Source organism: Ectopseudomonas composti, from assembly GCF_001567565.1.
GTDB classification, from domain to species: Bacteria; Pseudomonadota; Gammaproteobacteria; order Pseudomonadales; family Pseudomonadaceae; genus Aquipseudomonas; species Aquipseudomonas composti_A.
Genome location: NZ_LSSW01000033.1, coordinates 173529 through 187442, shown reverse-complemented (window position 1 = coordinate 187442; position 13914 = coordinate 173529). Strand labels below are relative to the sequence as shown.

Here is a 13914-nt window from a genome sequence, read left to right as displayed (position 1 = left end):
ATTCGATGTCCGCCCCGGATTTCATCCGGGCTACACAAATGCGGCTGGCAACGCCTTCTGGGGAAATGACTGCAGCGGCCCGGCAACCCTCCACCTACCCCGTAGGAGCGGCTTCAGCCGCGATAGCTCCACCTAACCGCATGCGATCCAGAACGATTCGATGTCCGCCCCGGATTTCATCCGGGCTACACAAATGCGGCTGGCAACGCCTTCTGGGGAAATGACTGCAGCGGCCCGGCAACCCTCCACCTACCTCGTAGGAGCGGCTTCAGCCGCGATCGCTTTGCCTTCGTCGCCCACATGCAATGCGGCACACCTCGATATGTGCCCGGATTTCATCCGGGCTACGCAAGTGCGGCCGGCGCGGCTTTTGTGGGAGGGGCTTTAGCCGCGACAAGCATCGCGGCTGAAGCCCCTCCCACAGGCACAGGCAACCCTGCCCTGCTCCCCCCGTACCGACCTGCACCACTACTTCCAGGCGCAGTAACAGCCCACTGCCAAACCACTGGCCAAGGAAACATGGCGCCCCTGGGTCAGCGCATCGAGCACCGGCTCGACGAAGCTGTTGCTGGAGTTGCACACCAGCCCTTCGCTGTAAGGCCCGGCATAAGCCAGCTTGCCGTCACGATCCCAGATCGCCAGGGCCGGGCTGGCTGGCAACGACTCCATGCCCTCGATGCCGGGCAAGGGCTTCATCCGCCCACGCAGGAAAGGGGCGAGTTCGCCCTTGCTGCCCGGCTTCTGCACGCTGTAGAACTCGACATCGGCGTTGCGGTGCAGGCCGATCAGGTAACGCAGATGCGCGTCAGTCTCCGCGTTGCAGGGGCAGTCAGGGTCCCAGAAGTGCACCACGCGAATAGGGCCAGGGCCGGCCAATTCAGGCGGCAGCTTCAACTCGCCCTGACCGAAGATCACCGTCTGCTCGGCATAGGGCCGCAAATACGCCGCGCCGCTGAGCCACCAGATCAACACGATTGCCGCCAACACCACGACAAAGAAGCCCAGCACAAAGTGCTTGAGCGTCAGGCGGCTGAACACACTCATGGTTTTTCGCCGAACTTACGCAGGAACTGCTTTTCCATTTCCTGGCAACTTTCGACGGTGAAAGCACGCTCACTGTCTGCGCCCTTGGTGCGCTCCCAGCAGGCGGCGATGGCCGCGCGCTCACCCGCTTCAATCTCGCCCCCCTGCGGGCGGGTGACGAAGTAGATAAAACCGGCAACCAGCGAAATTACAAACAACAGCCCCAACACAAACAGCCCCAGGCAGCCACTGCGGCTCAGCCCAGCGTTTTCATCTTTTGCGCTCATGTCTCACTTCAACCTTCACAGTGGAACCCACTTCGAATCGGGCGCCAGGCGCCCTACGCTGCCGCGCCGGCCCAGGCAGTGAAGCCCAGGCCACGCCAATCACGCATCAACCAGCGTCCACTGCTTGCTCAGGCGCTTGTCCGAAACCGCCATCTTGGTGCCCAGTTGCTGGGCGAACAGCGACACCCGGTACTCCTCCAGCATCCAGCGATACAGGTTGAGCTGCGGGTCGCGCTTGCCTTCCTGGGCATGTTTGGCAGCACGCGCCTTGTACTGTTCCCAGTAGCCGGTCAGCTCGCCCGTCCACACACGATCACGCTGCACCTGCGCAGCGACCCTGTCCAGGCGCTGCTCGATGGCCTTGAGGTAACGCGGGATCTCCTTGAGCCATTCACCCGGCGTCTCACGCACGAAGCCGGCATAGACCAGATTGGCCAACTGCTGCTTGATATCGTTGAGCGCCATGGCCTGGGCCAGATCGATCTTGCCCTTGAAGCGCTTCTGCAGGCCATGGTTGAGCTTGAGAATCTCCAACACCTGGCGGGCGATCCGCTCGGCATGCGCCGTCCAGTCGCCGCGTTTGCGTTCGGCCAGTTGCGCCAGGGCCGCACCATCGCGCGGCAGCGTCGCCTCGCCATCGAGGATGCAGGCATCCAGGCTGGCCAACAGGATGTCCTCCACCAGCGCCTCGACGCGACCGATATCGCGATACAGCAGGCCCAGTTCGGTCAGCCCCGGCAGCTTGCCGCGCAGGAACTTGGCCTGCTCGGCCAGTTGTTGCAACAGCAGGCGCTGCAACGCGCGGCGATGCTGGAAGTCGGCCTCAGCCTGAGTCGGGAAGCGCCCTTCCTTGACCACCCCGGCCTCCTCCACCAACGCCGGATAAACCGTCATGGAAAGGCCGGCGATCTTCTGCTGGGCCTTCTCGGCCACCTCGGCGAAGACCTTGGCCTCCACCGTTTTCGGTTTGTCGCTCTGCTGCGGGATGGCCAAGGCCGCCTGGCTGGCTTCGGCGAAACGTGCAGTCAGCTCGGCCAGGTCGCGGCCTTCACCGAGGAACTTGCCGCGCGCATCGACCACCTCGATATTCATCTTCAGGTGGCTTTCGATGCTTTCAGCCGCTTCCGCCCAGGCCTCGTCGGACACCCGCGCGCCCGTCATGCGCAGCAGCTCATGGCCGAGGGCCTGTGGCAACGAACCCTGGCCAAACACCAGCTTGTCCAGCGCGGCGCCGACGAAGTCCGGCACCGGCACGAAGTTCTTGCGCAGCGCCTTGGGCAGGCCGCGCACCAGTGCAATGCACTTGGCTTCCAGCAGGCCTGGCACCAGCCACTCCAGGCGCTCGGGTTGCAGCTGCGGCAACAGCGGCGCCGGCACGCGCAGGGTCACGCCGTCACGCGGGTGATTGGGCTCGAAGTGATAGCTCAGCGGCAACTGCAACTCGCCGATGCGCAAGGTGTCCGGGTACTGCGCGGCGGTGATTTCCTTGGCATCGCGGGCCAGGGCATCTTCCTCGCGCATGATCAGCAGTTGCGCGTCGGCGGCGCTGCCCTTCTTGTACCAACTCTCGAAACTGGCAGCCTGGTAGATGTCCTGCGGGATGCGCGCCTCGTAGTAGGCGAAAAGGGTTTCCTCGTCGGCGAGAATGTCGCGGCGGCGCGACTTGGCCTCCAGCTCGTCGAGGCGTTCGAGCAACTGGCGGTTGGCGGTCAGGCAGCGCACGCGGCTGTTGATCTCGCCGCGCACCAGGCCCTCGCGAATGAACATCTCGCGCGCCACAGGCGGGTCGATGGGGCCGTAATGCACCGGGCGGCGACCGACGATGATCATGCCGTACAGGGTCACCTGCTCGTACGCCACCACCTGGCCGCGCTTCTTCTCCCAGTGCGGTTCCAGATGGTTCTTCTTCACCAGATGCGCGGCCAGCGGTTCGATCCAGTCCGGCTCGATCTTGGCCACCATGCGGGCGAACAGCTTGGTGGTTTCCACCAGCTCGGCGGCCATGATCCAGTTGGGTTTTTTGCGCCCGATCACGCTCGACGGGTGAACCCAGAAGCGCCGCTGGCGCGCGCCGAGGTAGTCGCCCTCTTCTGTCTTCTGGCCGATCTGGCTAAGCAGGCCGGCGAGAATCGCCTTGTGCACGGCGGCGTAGTTCTTCGCCCGCACTGCTGCCTCGCTGGCCTCGGCCTGCTGGCGGGCGATGGCGTTGACGCGAGTGTCCTTGGTCGGCTCTGGGGGCTGCTGCTTGTCGTAGGGTGGATGGCCGGAGCCATCCACCTTGGCCGACGCGTTATCCGTCTTACCTGCGCCCTTGCCGCTCAACTGCAGATCACGGGCGATCAGCACCAGTTGCCGGTGCGCATCACGCCATTCGCGCAGGCGCATGTAATTGAGGAAGTTCTTCTTGCACCAGGTGCGCAGCGGGTTGCTGCCCAGCTCCTGGCGTTTTTCCTCGAAGCCGCGCCACAAATTGATCAGCGCGGCGAAGTCCGAGTCCACATCCTTCCACTGCGCGTGCGCCTGATCGGCGGCCTGCTGGCGATCCATCGGGCGCTCGCGCGGGTCCTGCACCGACAGCGCGGCGGCGACAATCAGGATTTCCTCCAGACTGCCCTGCTTGGCACCTTCCAGCACCATGCGCCCCAGGCGCGGGTCGATGGGCAGGCGCGCTAACTGGCGGCCAAGGGGCGTGAGCTGGCTTTCGCGGTTGACCGCCGACAGCTCCTGCAACAGGTTGAAGCCGTCGCTGATGGCCTTGCCATCTGGCGGCTCGATAAAGGGGAAGTCCTCGATGCTGCCCAGGCGCAGGTGCAGCATCTGCAGAATCACCGCCGCGAGGTTGGTACGCAGAATCTCCGGGTCGGTAAATTCCGGGCGCCCGAAAAAATCCTCCTCGCTGTACAGACGAATGCAGATACCCGGCTCGACCCGCCCACAGCGGCCCTTGCGCTGGTTGGCGCTGGCCTGCGACACCGCCTCGATAGGCAGGCGCTGCACCTTGGCGCGGTAGCTGTAGCGGCTGATGCGCGCGGTACCGCTGTCGATCACGTAGCGGATGCCCGGCACGGTCAGCGAGGTTTCCGCGACGTTGGTGGCCAGCACGATCTTGCGTCCGGCCATGGGCGCGAAAATCTTCTGCTGCTCAGCCGGCGTCAGCCGCGCATACAGCGGCAGCACCTCGGTAAAACGCAGGTTGGCCTTGCGCAGCACCTCGGCGGCCTCACGAATCTCGCGCTCGCCAGGCAGGAACACCAGCACATCGCCAGGGCGCTGACCCACGCTGCGCTCGTGCTCGGCGATCTCGTCCAGCGCGGCGAGAATGCCCTGATCGATGGACAGGTCATCGAGCAAGCGCTCGCCCTCCTCGTCCACCTCGGCCGCCAGCGGGCGATACCAGGTTTCCACCGGGTAGGTGCGACCGGACACCTCGATGATCGGCGCGTCATTGAAATGTTTGCTGAAACGCTCCAGATCGATGGTCGCCGAGGTGATGATCAACTTGAGATCCGGGCGACGCGGCAGCAGGGTCTTCAGGTAGCCGAGCAGGAAGTCGATGTTGAGGCTGCGTTCGTGCGCCTCGTCGACAATGATGGTGTCGTACTTTTCCAGAAAGCGGTCGTGCTGGGTTTCGGCGAGCAGAATGCCGTCGGTCATCAGCTTGATCAGCGTGCCGTCCTTGCTCTGATCCTCGAAACGCACCTGATAACCGACCAGCTCGCCCAGCGGCGTACCGATCTCTTCCGCCACGCGGGTCGCCACACTACGCGCCGCCAGGCGACGCGGCTGGGTGTGGCCAATCAAGCCATGCACGCCCCGACCGATCTCCAGGCAGATCTTCGGCAACTGCGTGGTCTTGCCCGAGCCGGTCTCACCGGCAATCACCACCACCTGGCTCTTCTCCAGCGCGGCCTTGATCTCGTCACGCTTGGCGGCAATCGGCAGCGCATCGTCGTAACGCATCGCCGGAATGCTGCTACGCCGCGCCGCCACCTTGTCGCTGGACGCCTGAAAACGCGCCAGCCACTGCGCCAGCTTGGCCTCGTCGGGCTGCTTCTGCAGCTCATGCAACTGCCGGCGCAAGCGATGGCGCTCGGCTATCATGACGTGGTCGAGGTTCTTCTGCAGTGTGGCGAGGTCAGTCATCTGGATCGAGGCAATCAGGGCAAAGGCGCGATTGTCGCAGATTACAGCGGGCGGCGGGCAGGCCAGCGCGTAGGGTGGACCGGGACGCCGGCCGCTCGTAGCGCCAGCGAACAGTCCACCGGCCCACGCTAAAAATGGCACCACAACCTATGTCCAGCGCTCCCAACGGCGTACTGCTTCGCGAATACGCTCTACAACGCTGCATCACGCAATAACGGCACCAGAGCAACGGGATAGGTAAATTAGATATCTGTGACCGTAGAATCGCCGGCCACATATCATGTTTGATACAGGCATTAAGGAAAAACAGGAATGGAAAGAACGTTAGCTCAGGCATGCTTTGGGGTGCTCTTAAGCCTAGTTTTGACCGGATGCGCCAGCCAAGCGCCATATGGCACACCTGAATCCACGGCCAAGCTTGTCGCGGATCTTTCGCTGAGTGAGTCCCCTGAGCTAATCACCCCTGCTGACTGGATTTCAGCTCCATACGGTGTAAGCAAACCGCAGGATACGGTCAGCGGTTTGCTGGTTTCGACAGCAAGCGGTTTCCGATTTGTTACCTATTCCGAGCAGCGCTATCGACAAGCTGAAGAGCTCAGCAAACCTGCATTGCAGTGCGGATACATTTGGAAAGGTGAACATGGTTCCGAGCTCTTGCATCTGTTTACAGATGACAAGCTTTATCTACTACTGATTCGGGAAAAGGGCCAACAACAGATCAATGCCACACAAAGATCTAGCGTGATTCAACACTTACGCGCCTTGGGCATTCCCTTACTGACGGAAAAAGATGGGACATTTTTCAGAGAAACAGGAAATACCACTAGGGGAATTTCCAAAGTACAGGGCTCTTGGATTTCCGTACCCGATAGTGAGAGAGAAGCCTTCAATCCTTGCAAGCCCCAAGAGGGCTAGCACCCAAACAGGGGGGTAGATCATTTAATCCATCCCCTTTTTATTATCGCCCGCTCTTCAAATCACCGTAGCTTGTAGAGTGCCCCCAAGATCGCAGTGAATAGTCCACCAGCCAGAACAAAAGGCGTACTGCTTCGCGAGTACGCCCTACAACGCTGCGTCTGAGTGGCCGGCGCCCTGGCACGCTTTACGTTCGTTTCTAACGCAAGGGCACATAGATATCCGTTTGCCATTGATCCTTGGGCGTCTCGGGGTAAACGCTCAGGTATTCAAAGAACAACGGCTGGTCGCGCAGCTCCTCGCCGCTGCTCGGCAGCCAATCGCGGTAGATCGGATAAATCGTTTCGCCGATATGGTCCGGGGAGCCTGTATGCCGAAACACGGCATAACGCCCGCCGGGTATGGTCAGTTCGCGAATATTGAATTCGTTCGCTGTCACGGCCTGGCGAATCTCGCCACAGATAGCGAAGCGAAACTCGTGCGCGGGCGTGGTATCGGGGTTGCCGTATGGCATGCCGAAGGAGCGGCTCAATGCTACCGGCGATTGGCCGCTTTGCATGCGCCATTGGATGAAGGCGTTGACGCTTTCATCGACCAGTTCGGGTGGGCCGCAATGCTCCAATGCAGCGACTCGGACGGGGGAGAAATCGACGATCTGTACGTGCATGGTGACAGTCCTTGAAAAGTGCGGGATGGCGAATACCGTATTCCACACCTGCCAATTGGGTGCCTTTCTGAATTCGCTGGGAGGCATGCCAAACGCTCGCCTGAATGCCCGGCTGAACGCCTCAGGGCTTTCAAACCCAGCATGGAATGCAGCATCCAATACCGAGACTTCCGCTCGGGCCACCAGCCCATGGGCAGCGCGCCGCAGTCGCATCAGTTGCACATAGCGTGAAACGGGTACGCCAACGAACGCGCCGAATTGCCGATGGAAGTGAAATGGCGAAAAGCTCGCCACCTGACTCAACGCCTTGACCGACAGATCACCATCGAGGTTGGCATCGATATAAGCGAGCACAGCATCGAAACGCTGGGTGTAAGCAGAAGAAGGTGATCGAGCAGACACGATGCAGAAATTCCAGGAATACGGTAAGCGCTAGCCTAGGCAATGGCGCCATGCCTAGGCCTAGCCGTACTTGCTCAGTTGGGCCTGTTGATCGCTCCTGAGCGCGATACAGGAGCACGGTAGCATTTGCTAGCCCGGCGACTCGTCTTTTGATCGTTCCCCCTAGGCCGATGACTGAGCAATGGACGCTGAACAGAAGATCAGCCGCCCCACACGGCATCAAAAGCCACAACGGCCACGCCGCAAAGTGGACCATTGACTAAGCCTTTAATTGGATCAATACCTTGATCCTCTTAATTGTCTTAATTGGGGCAGACCTTACTGATCCCCCATTCACAAAGGGCACTGCTCTATGACTCGTCTTAACTGGTTTGAAGCTTCACCCGGTGCTGCTAAGGCACTGGGAGGGCTGCACCATTTCGTCACCACCGGAACGCACCTGCCGCCTCAACTCGTACATCTCGTGTTCTTGCGGGCATCGCAGATCAATGGATGCGCGCACTGCATCGATATCCATTCGCGAGATCTGATCAAGGGAGGTATGTCAGTGGAAAAGCTCGTTCTGGTGCCGGTCTGGCATGAGGCCGCGCATCTGTTTTCCGACCAGGAACGTTCCGCCTTGGCCTGGACGGAAGAAGTGACCCTGGTCAGCGAAACGCATGTTTCTGAAGAGGCTTATGCCGCAGCATCGTCCGCATTCACTCCGAAAGACCTGGTCGACCTCACGGCCGCTATCGCAGCCATGAACGCGTTCAACCGCATGGGTGTCAGCTTTCGCTTGAGCCCTGCTGCGAAGGCGTAAGCCGCAAGACGCGTGAGAACCTGGCAAACAGTTCTTGGTAAAACCGCCCTCACGCCGGGCACTCAACCCGATCGCCCTTGCCGGCCAAGTGCACCCGCGCCAGGGCGGTGAAGGCCTTGAGTGCTGCAGACGGATTGCGGCGGTTTGGGTAGTACAGACACAGCCTTTCCAGAGGCGGTGTCCAGCCTTCCAGTACCCGCTCGAACTGCCCGGCCTCGATTTCAGCCCTCACGTCCTGCTCCATGAAGAAGCCAAGCCCTACCCCCGCCTGCACCGCCGCCTTGACCACGCCGGGCTCGTCGAGCGTGAGCGGCCCGGCGACATCGAGCCTCGTCACCTCGCCTGCCCGCTCGAATTGCCAGGGATAGATCGCACCGTTGGGCAGGCGGATGCGAATACAAGCATGGCGCAGCAGATCCGCCGGAGTGCGCGGTCGCCCGTGCTGCTCGAAGTATCCCGGCGTACCGACAACGGCGTAACGTTGCGGCGCCCCGAGGGGGATCACGATCATGTCGCTGGGCACCAGGTTCGCCGAGCGCACCCCGAGGTCGAACCCACCCGCGACGATGTCCACCAGACGCCCTTCGGTCACCATGTCGATGTGTACGTGCGGATAACGCTGCAGAAACTCCAGCACCAACGGCATCAGGGTTGCGCGGGCGGCACTGGCAAACGCATTGATGCGCAGCGTCCCCGTCGGCCCGGCATTATGCGAACGCACCGCTTCAAGCGCCGTACGAACGTCCTGCAACGCCGGCCCGACCTGCTCCAGGTACAGCGCCCCCGCCTCGGTCAACGACACACTGCGCGTGGTGCGATTGAACAGGCGAGTTTCCAGGCTGGCCTCCAGCTTGGCGATGGTGTTGCTCAAGGCGGTGGTGGACACGTCGAGATCGATGGCGGCCTGGCGGAACGAGGCCCGGCGCGCCACGGCCAGCACCGCTTCCAATTCGTTGAGGCCCAGGCGCGAGTCGGCCATTGGATTATCCTGACATTAGGGACAGGTCATTAACTCTGTCCCAGTTGAGCAAATTATCCATCGAGCAGCAAGATCACTCCCGTAGCGCCCCACCCACTACGAGAGGAAATCAGGCCATGAAGCTGCAACTGCCCGAAGCCGTGAACACCTACTTCGCCATCAGCAATGGCGACGACCCGGCACGCCTTGCCACCTGCTTCCACGCGGACGCGACGGTGATCGACGAGAAACGCACGCACCAGGGCATCGACGCCATCGTGGCCTGGCAACAGGAGGCTCGGCAGGCCTTCAGCTACCGCGTCGAGCCCGTGGAGGCCTCACAACGAGACGATGCATTGACCGTCACCGCACGCGTAGCGGGCGACTTCCCCGGCAGCCCGGTGCTGCTCAAACACCTGTTCGCACTCATGGATGGCCAGATCCGCTCGCTGGAGATCGCACCGTGATGAAACTCGACCTGAACGACAAGCACGTACTGGTCACTGGTGGTACCAAGGGCGTCGGCCGTGCGGTAGTGAACCGCTTCATCGCGGAAGGCGCCAAGGTGCTGACTTCTGCGCGCCAAGTGAGCCAGGATCTGCCGGATGAACTGTTCGTCCAGGCCGATCTGTCGACGCGTGAAGGCTGCGACGCCCTGGTCGAGGGTGCACGCAAGCGCCTGGGCAAGGTGGACATCATCATCCATGTGCTGGGTGGCTCATCGGCCCCCGCTGGCGGCTTCGCGGTACTGGACGACGACCAGTGGCAGCGCGAATTCGATCTCAACCTGCTGCCGGCCGTGCGCCTGGATCGTGCCCTGCTCCCGGCGATGCTGGAACGCCAGGCGGGCGTGATCGTGCACGTGACCTCGATCCAGAGCCGCCTGCCCCTGGCGCAAGCCACCACCGGTTACGCTGCAGCCAAAGCAGCACTCGCCACGTACAGCAAGAGCCTGTCGAAAGAAGTCTCGCCTCAGGGTGTCCGGGTGGTGCGGGTATCGCCGGGCTGGGTCGAAACCGAAGCATCGGTCGCCCTGGCCGAGCGGCTCGCGCAGGAGGCTGGCACTGACTATGAAGGCGGCAAGCGACTCATCATGCAGGCCCTGGGCGGCATACCTCTCGGTCGCCCATCCAGGCCGGACGAAGTGGCGGATCTCATTGCCTTCCTCGCCTCCCCCCGCGCCGCGTCCATTACTGGCACTGAATTCATCATCGATGGAGGGACGGTGCCGACGGTTTAGCGGGAACCTGGCGGGAATGCCCGCCAACAAGTAACCCGGACATCCGCAGCAACGGTGGATGAGAAGAGCGTCATCCACCCTCTGCTGAAGCGCGATGTAGGGTGGACAACGCGAAGCTTGCACCCTGCTGCACGGTATCGATACCTCCGCAGGCAAAGAGCAGACATGAATAGGCAAGCTCTCTATATTGAATAGCCGCAGATGCATCCCCCCTGCATGATCGAGAGCATGTCTCATGGATAGCGAAACGACCCCGTCTGATTGGGTCATACGAAGCACTCTACCCAGTGGAGTGGAGCGTATCGAGGCGTGGTTCGGTGGCCATGGCTACGAGCCGCATCGCCATGACACCTATTCAATTGGACGGACGCTCGCAGGTGTGCAGAGCTTCAACTACAAGGGCTCACTGCGTCACGGCATCCCTGGCAACACGCTCGTACTACACCCAGATGAGTTACATGACGGTATGGCCGGCACGGATGCAGGTTTCCGTTACCGCATGGCATACGTCGACCCGGCTTTGATCCAGAACGTGCTGGACGGCAAGCCCCTGCCTTTCATAGCAGGCGGCCTCTCGAGCGATCCGCGTCTGTACCGCGCCAGTGAAGCATTCGTGCAAGCGCTGGATCATCCGCTGGAAAGGCTGGAAGAGCAGGACGCGCTCTATGACCTGGCGATGGCCTTGCATGCTGTCGCAGGTAAGCCGCGCGGCCGCAAGCATCTGGATTACCGTGCAGCCGAGCGTGTCCGCGAATTCATCATGGCGCACCTGCACTCCAGCATTACTCTGGAAATGCTCGAACAGGTAAGCGGGCGCGAACGCTGGAGCCTGTCACGAGACTTCCGCGTGCTTTACGGCACCAGCCCCTATCGTTTTGTCACGCTACGTCGCCTGGACTGCTTTCGGCGGCTTGCCTTGGACGGCTTCTCGTTAGTGGACGCCGCCCTGGCTGCCGGTTTTCACGACCAAAGCCACATGACCCGGCACTTCACCCGCTGCTATGGCGTGCCGCCCTGGCGCTGGTTGGAACGCCTGCGCTCCACACATTAACGTGCAGGATCGTACAAGAATGGCGTTTTTCGCATCGATAGGCTGATGACTCCCAATCCAGAGGATCCGTCATGCCTGACTCCCATCATCAACAAGCTCCCCTCGCCATCGACCTGAAATACAAGGCCTCGCTGATCGACCAACAGTGGAGTCCTAGAGTCGTTGCCGAGATGAACGACTACCAGTTCAAGGTTGTACGAATTGAAGGTGAATTCATCTGGCATTCGCACCCGGAAACTGACGAGGCATTTCTGGTGCTCGAGGGTGTCTTGCGCATCGACTTACCGGAGGGGTGCGTCTATGTGAATCCTGGGGAGCTCTACGTCGTTCCACGGGGCGTGGAACACCGCACGGCAGCGCAAGGCGAAGCAAAGCTCATGATGATTGAGCCGCGCGGCATTGTGAACACAGGCCATGAGGGTGGCGACCTGACGGCGGCGAACGATATATGGATCTGAGGCGATGGCAGGGCTGATAGCGCCTCGCAACGGTGAGACCGAGACGTAGGGTGGACAACGCGCAGCTTGTCCACCTTTTATGATGGCGCCACCCGGATGGAGTGCCTACTACCTACGATCCGCCAATACTGCTGCCTCGCTTCTGTGCAGAGGGCGTTTCAGAATCGCCATCGCAATGTCTCAGGTGCTCAGGATCTCGCTAGCGGGGAGCCGGTTGGTGGTCTTCATTTCCCGCAGTGAAAGGTTGGACCGAATGCTGGAGACACCCGGCAACGCCCTCAGCACTTTCTCGACGAACCGGCTGTAACTATCCAGATCGCGTGCCACCACCTGCAGCAGGAAGTCGGCCTCGCCAGTAGTGTTGTGGCAACTGAGCACCTGAGGCGCGGACGCGATGATGCTTTCGAATCTGGCGGTCGCCTCTTCGCTGTGATCGGTACAGGAAATCTGTACGAAGGCCATGACCCCAAGCCCCAATTTCTTGCGGTTTAGAACGGCCTGGTATCCCTCGATAACGCCACATTCTTCGAGGCGCTTCTGCCTGCGCCAACAGGAGGCTTCGCTAAGGGCAACTTCCTGCGCGAGCTTCACGTTCGACAACCTGCCGTCACGCTGCAGTCGATCACAGATTGCAATATCTACTTTATCAACGGCAATCGGCACAAAAGATCCCTTCATATTAAAAGCACTTCTGAAGGATCATTTCACACTACATGCATTGTCAATCTTATTCTGAAAGGTAATTTCAGGGCGTTTATCCATAATAAATACAAGGTTCCATCACCCAACAATGCAACGCGGTTGCACATATAAATACGCCGGTGCCCTTACCTCGCGATTGCGTATACAGAGGTGCCGAGCTGACGCCGTAGTGATTGCTCAATCAGAGGTGCTCCATGAAAGCCGTAGTCTACGAAGCATTTTCCCAGCCGCCGCGCCTGATGACGGTCGCCGACCCCAGCGCGGAACGCCACGGCGTGGTCATTCAGGTCAAGGGGACGGGTGTATGCCGCAGCGACTGGCATGGCTGGAAAGGCCATGATCCGGACATCCAGTTGCCGCACGTACCAGGGCACGAGCTGGCCGGCGTCGTGGCGGAGGTTGGCCGTGATGTGACCAAGTGGAAAGTGGGTGACCGCGTGACCGTGCCTTTCGTCGGTGGTTGCGGCGCCTGCCCCGAGTGCAACAGCGGCAACCAGCAGGTCTGCCACACTCAGTTTCAGCCAGGTTTTACCCATTGGGGCTCGTTCGCAGAATATGTGGGCATCCACCAGGCCGACCTGAATCTGGTCGCACTACCTGAGCACATGGACTACGCAACGGCCGCCAGCCTGGGTTGCCGCTTCGTCACCTCATTTCGGGCGATTGTCGATCAAGGCAAGGTCCGCGCCGGCGAGTGGGTAGCCGTGCACGGCTGCGGCGGTGTGGGCCTATCGGCCGTGATGATCGCCCAGGCCATTGGCGCCAATGTCATCGCGATCGATATCGCCGACGACAAGCTGGCGTTGGCTCGCTCCCTGAGCGCCGTGGCGACGGTGAATGCGGCTCAGGTGGCGGACGTAGCCGAGGCGGTCATGGAGATCACCCGCGGGGGCGCCCACGTATCGCTCGATGCATTGGGGCACCCAACAACCTGCTTCAACTCCATCAACAATCTGCGCCGTCGCGGCAGGCACGTCCAGGTCGGCCTGATGCTCGCCGACCACGCCAAGCCGGCGATCCCGATGAGCAAGGTGATCGCTCACGAGCTGGAAATTTACGGCAGCCATGGCATGCAAGCACACCGCTATGACGCCATGATCGAGATGATTACGTCCGGCAAGTTGGCGCCCGAGAAGCTGGTTGGTAAAACCATCAGCCTGGAGCAGTCAATCGATGCGCTGGTGAATATGGATCGTTTCGAGGGCACCGGCGTTACGGTGGTGACCCAGTTCTAGAACTTGATGCCGGCCTTCCCGCTGCCACTCT

At 61.1% G+C, this 13914-nt stretch carries 13 protein-coding genes; 7 read left to right on the top strand and 6 right to left on the bottom strand.

Features of this window, described 5'->3' with window-relative positions:
* Nucleotides 1-468 precede the first annotated feature (468 nt).
* From PCLY_RS24240 to hrpA, 3 genes are all read right to left on the bottom strand, one after another.
* Nucleotides 469-1044: a DUF6436 domain-containing protein gene (locus PCLY_RS24240; RefSeq protein ID WP_061243266.1), complete on the bottom strand. Its 576-nt coding sequence runs from the start codon at nt 1042-1044 to the stop codon at nt 469-471.
* Nucleotides 1041-1310: a hypothetical protein gene (locus tag PCLY_RS24235; RefSeq protein WP_061243263.1), complete on the bottom strand. Its 270-nt coding sequence runs from the start codon at nt 1308-1310 to the stop codon at nt 1041-1043. The genes PCLY_RS24240 and PCLY_RS24235 overlap by 4 nt, the downstream gene beginning before the upstream one ends.
* Nucleotides 1311-1409: 99 nt before the next feature.
* Complete coding sequence (hrpA, locus tag PCLY_RS24230; protein ID WP_061243261.1) at nt 1410-5453, bottom strand: ATP-dependent RNA helicase HrpA; 4044 nt, start codon at nt 5451-5453, stop codon at nt 1410-1412.
* Nucleotides 5454-5765: 312 nt separating this feature from the next.
* On the opposite strand from hrpA, the gene PCLY_RS24970 reads away from it, so the two are divergent.
* On the top strand, nt 5766-6368 hold the full coding sequence (locus tag PCLY_RS24970; protein ID WP_156458658.1) for a hypothetical protein: 603 nt from the start codon (nt 5766-5768) through the stop codon (nt 6366-6368).
* A 199-nt stretch (nt 6369-6567) separates the two neighbouring features.
* Here the strand turns inward: PCLY_RS24970 and PCLY_RS24225 are convergent, their stop codons facing one another.
* Nucleotides 6568-7437, bottom strand: a complete 870-nt coding sequence (locus tag PCLY_RS24225; RefSeq protein ID WP_061243258.1) for an AraC family transcriptional regulator — start codon at nt 7435-7437, stop codon at nt 6568-6570.
* 352 nt (nt 7438-7789) lie between these two features.
* Between PCLY_RS24225 and PCLY_RS24220 the strand changes: the two genes are divergently transcribed.
* Complete coding sequence (locus PCLY_RS24220) at nt 7790-8239, top strand: carboxymuconolactone decarboxylase family protein (RefSeq protein WP_061243255.1); 450 nt, start codon at nt 7790-7792, stop codon at nt 8237-8239.
* 49 nt (nt 8240-8288) lie between these two features.
* Here the strand turns inward: PCLY_RS24220 and PCLY_RS24215 are convergent, their stop codons facing one another.
* Nucleotides 8289-9218: a LysR family transcriptional regulator gene (locus PCLY_RS24215; protein ID WP_061243252.1), complete on the bottom strand. Its 930-nt coding sequence runs from the start codon at nt 9216-9218 to the stop codon at nt 8289-8291.
* A gap of 116 nt (nt 9219-9334) precedes the next feature.
* Here PCLY_RS24215 and PCLY_RS24210 point away from each other — a divergent pair, with 116 nt between their 5' ends.
* From PCLY_RS24210 to PCLY_RS24195, 4 genes are all read left to right on the top strand, one after another.
* Nucleotides 9335-9664, top strand: coding sequence for a nuclear transport factor 2 family protein (locus PCLY_RS24210; RefSeq protein WP_061243249.1), 330 nt, complete (start codon nt 9335-9337; stop codon nt 9662-9664).
* On the top strand, nt 9664-10437 hold the full coding sequence (locus tag PCLY_RS24205; protein WP_061243246.1) for an SDR family oxidoreductase: 774 nt from the start codon (nt 9664-9666) through the stop codon (nt 10435-10437). Before PCLY_RS24210 ends, PCLY_RS24205 begins: the two co-directional genes overlap by 1 nt.
* Nucleotides 10438-10672: 235 nt before the next feature.
* Nucleotides 10673-11488, top strand: a complete 816-nt coding sequence (locus PCLY_RS24200; protein ID WP_061243244.1) for an AraC family transcriptional regulator — start codon at nt 10673-10675, stop codon at nt 11486-11488.
* 71 nt (nt 11489-11559) lie between these two features.
* On the top strand, nt 11560-11946 hold the full coding sequence (locus tag PCLY_RS24195; protein WP_061243237.1) for a cupin domain-containing protein: 387 nt from the start codon (nt 11560-11562) through the stop codon (nt 11944-11946).
* Nucleotides 11947-12126: 180 nt separating this feature from the next.
* Here the strand turns inward: PCLY_RS24195 and PCLY_RS24190 are convergent, their stop codons facing one another.
* Nucleotides 12127-12624, bottom strand: coding sequence for an Lrp/AsnC family transcriptional regulator (locus PCLY_RS24190; RefSeq protein ID WP_061243235.1), 498 nt, complete (start codon nt 12622-12624; stop codon nt 12127-12129).
* A 218-nt stretch (nt 12625-12842) separates the two neighbouring features.
* On the opposite strand from PCLY_RS24190, the gene PCLY_RS24185 reads away from it, so the two are divergent.
* Nucleotides 12843-13883, top strand: a complete 1041-nt coding sequence (locus tag PCLY_RS24185; protein ID WP_061243232.1) for a zinc-dependent alcohol dehydrogenase family protein — start codon at nt 12843-12845, stop codon at nt 13881-13883.
* Nucleotides 13884-13914: the final 31 nt, after the last annotated feature.

Coding starts and splice junctions, on each gene's coding strand:
- PCLY_RS24220 (WP_061243255.1), top strand. CDS start 7,790: ATGACTCGTCTTAACTGGTTTGAAGCTTCACCCGGTGCTGCTAAGGCA.
- PCLY_RS24210 (WP_061243249.1), top strand. CDS start 9,335: ATGAAGCTGCAACTGCCCGAAGCCGTGAACACCTACTTCGCCATCAGC.
- PCLY_RS24190 (WP_061243235.1), bottom strand. CDS start 12,624: ATGAAGGGATCTTTTGTGCCGATTGCCGTTGATAAAGTAGATATTGCA.
- PCLY_RS24185 (WP_061243232.1), top strand. CDS start 12,843: ATGAAAGCCGTAGTCTACGAAGCATTTTCCCAGCCGCCGCGCCTGATG.
- PCLY_RS24195 (WP_061243237.1), top strand. CDS start 11,560: ATGCCTGACTCCCATCATCAACAAGCTCCCCTCGCCATCGACCTGAAA.
- PCLY_RS24240 (WP_061243266.1), bottom strand. CDS start 1,044: ATGAGTGTGTTCAGCCGCCTGACGCTCAAGCACTTTGTGCTGGGCTTC.
- hrpA (WP_061243261.1), bottom strand. CDS start 5,453: ATGACTGACCTCGCCACACTGCAGAAGAACCTCGACCACGTCATGATA.
- PCLY_RS24215 (WP_061243252.1), bottom strand. CDS start 9,218: ATGGCCGACTCGCGCCTGGGCCTCAACGAATTGGAAGCGGTGCTGGCC.
- PCLY_RS24970 (WP_156458658.1), top strand. CDS start 5,766: ATGGAAAGAACGTTAGCTCAGGCATGCTTTGGGGTGCTCTTAAGCCTA.
- PCLY_RS24205 (WP_061243246.1), top strand. CDS start 9,664: ATGAAACTCGACCTGAACGACAAGCACGTACTGGTCACTGGTGGTACC.
- PCLY_RS24200 (WP_061243244.1), top strand. CDS start 10,673: ATGGATAGCGAAACGACCCCGTCTGATTGGGTCATACGAAGCACTCTA.
- PCLY_RS24235 (WP_061243263.1), bottom strand. CDS start 1,310: ATGAGCGCAAAAGATGAAAACGCTGGGCTGAGCCGCAGTGGCTGCCTG.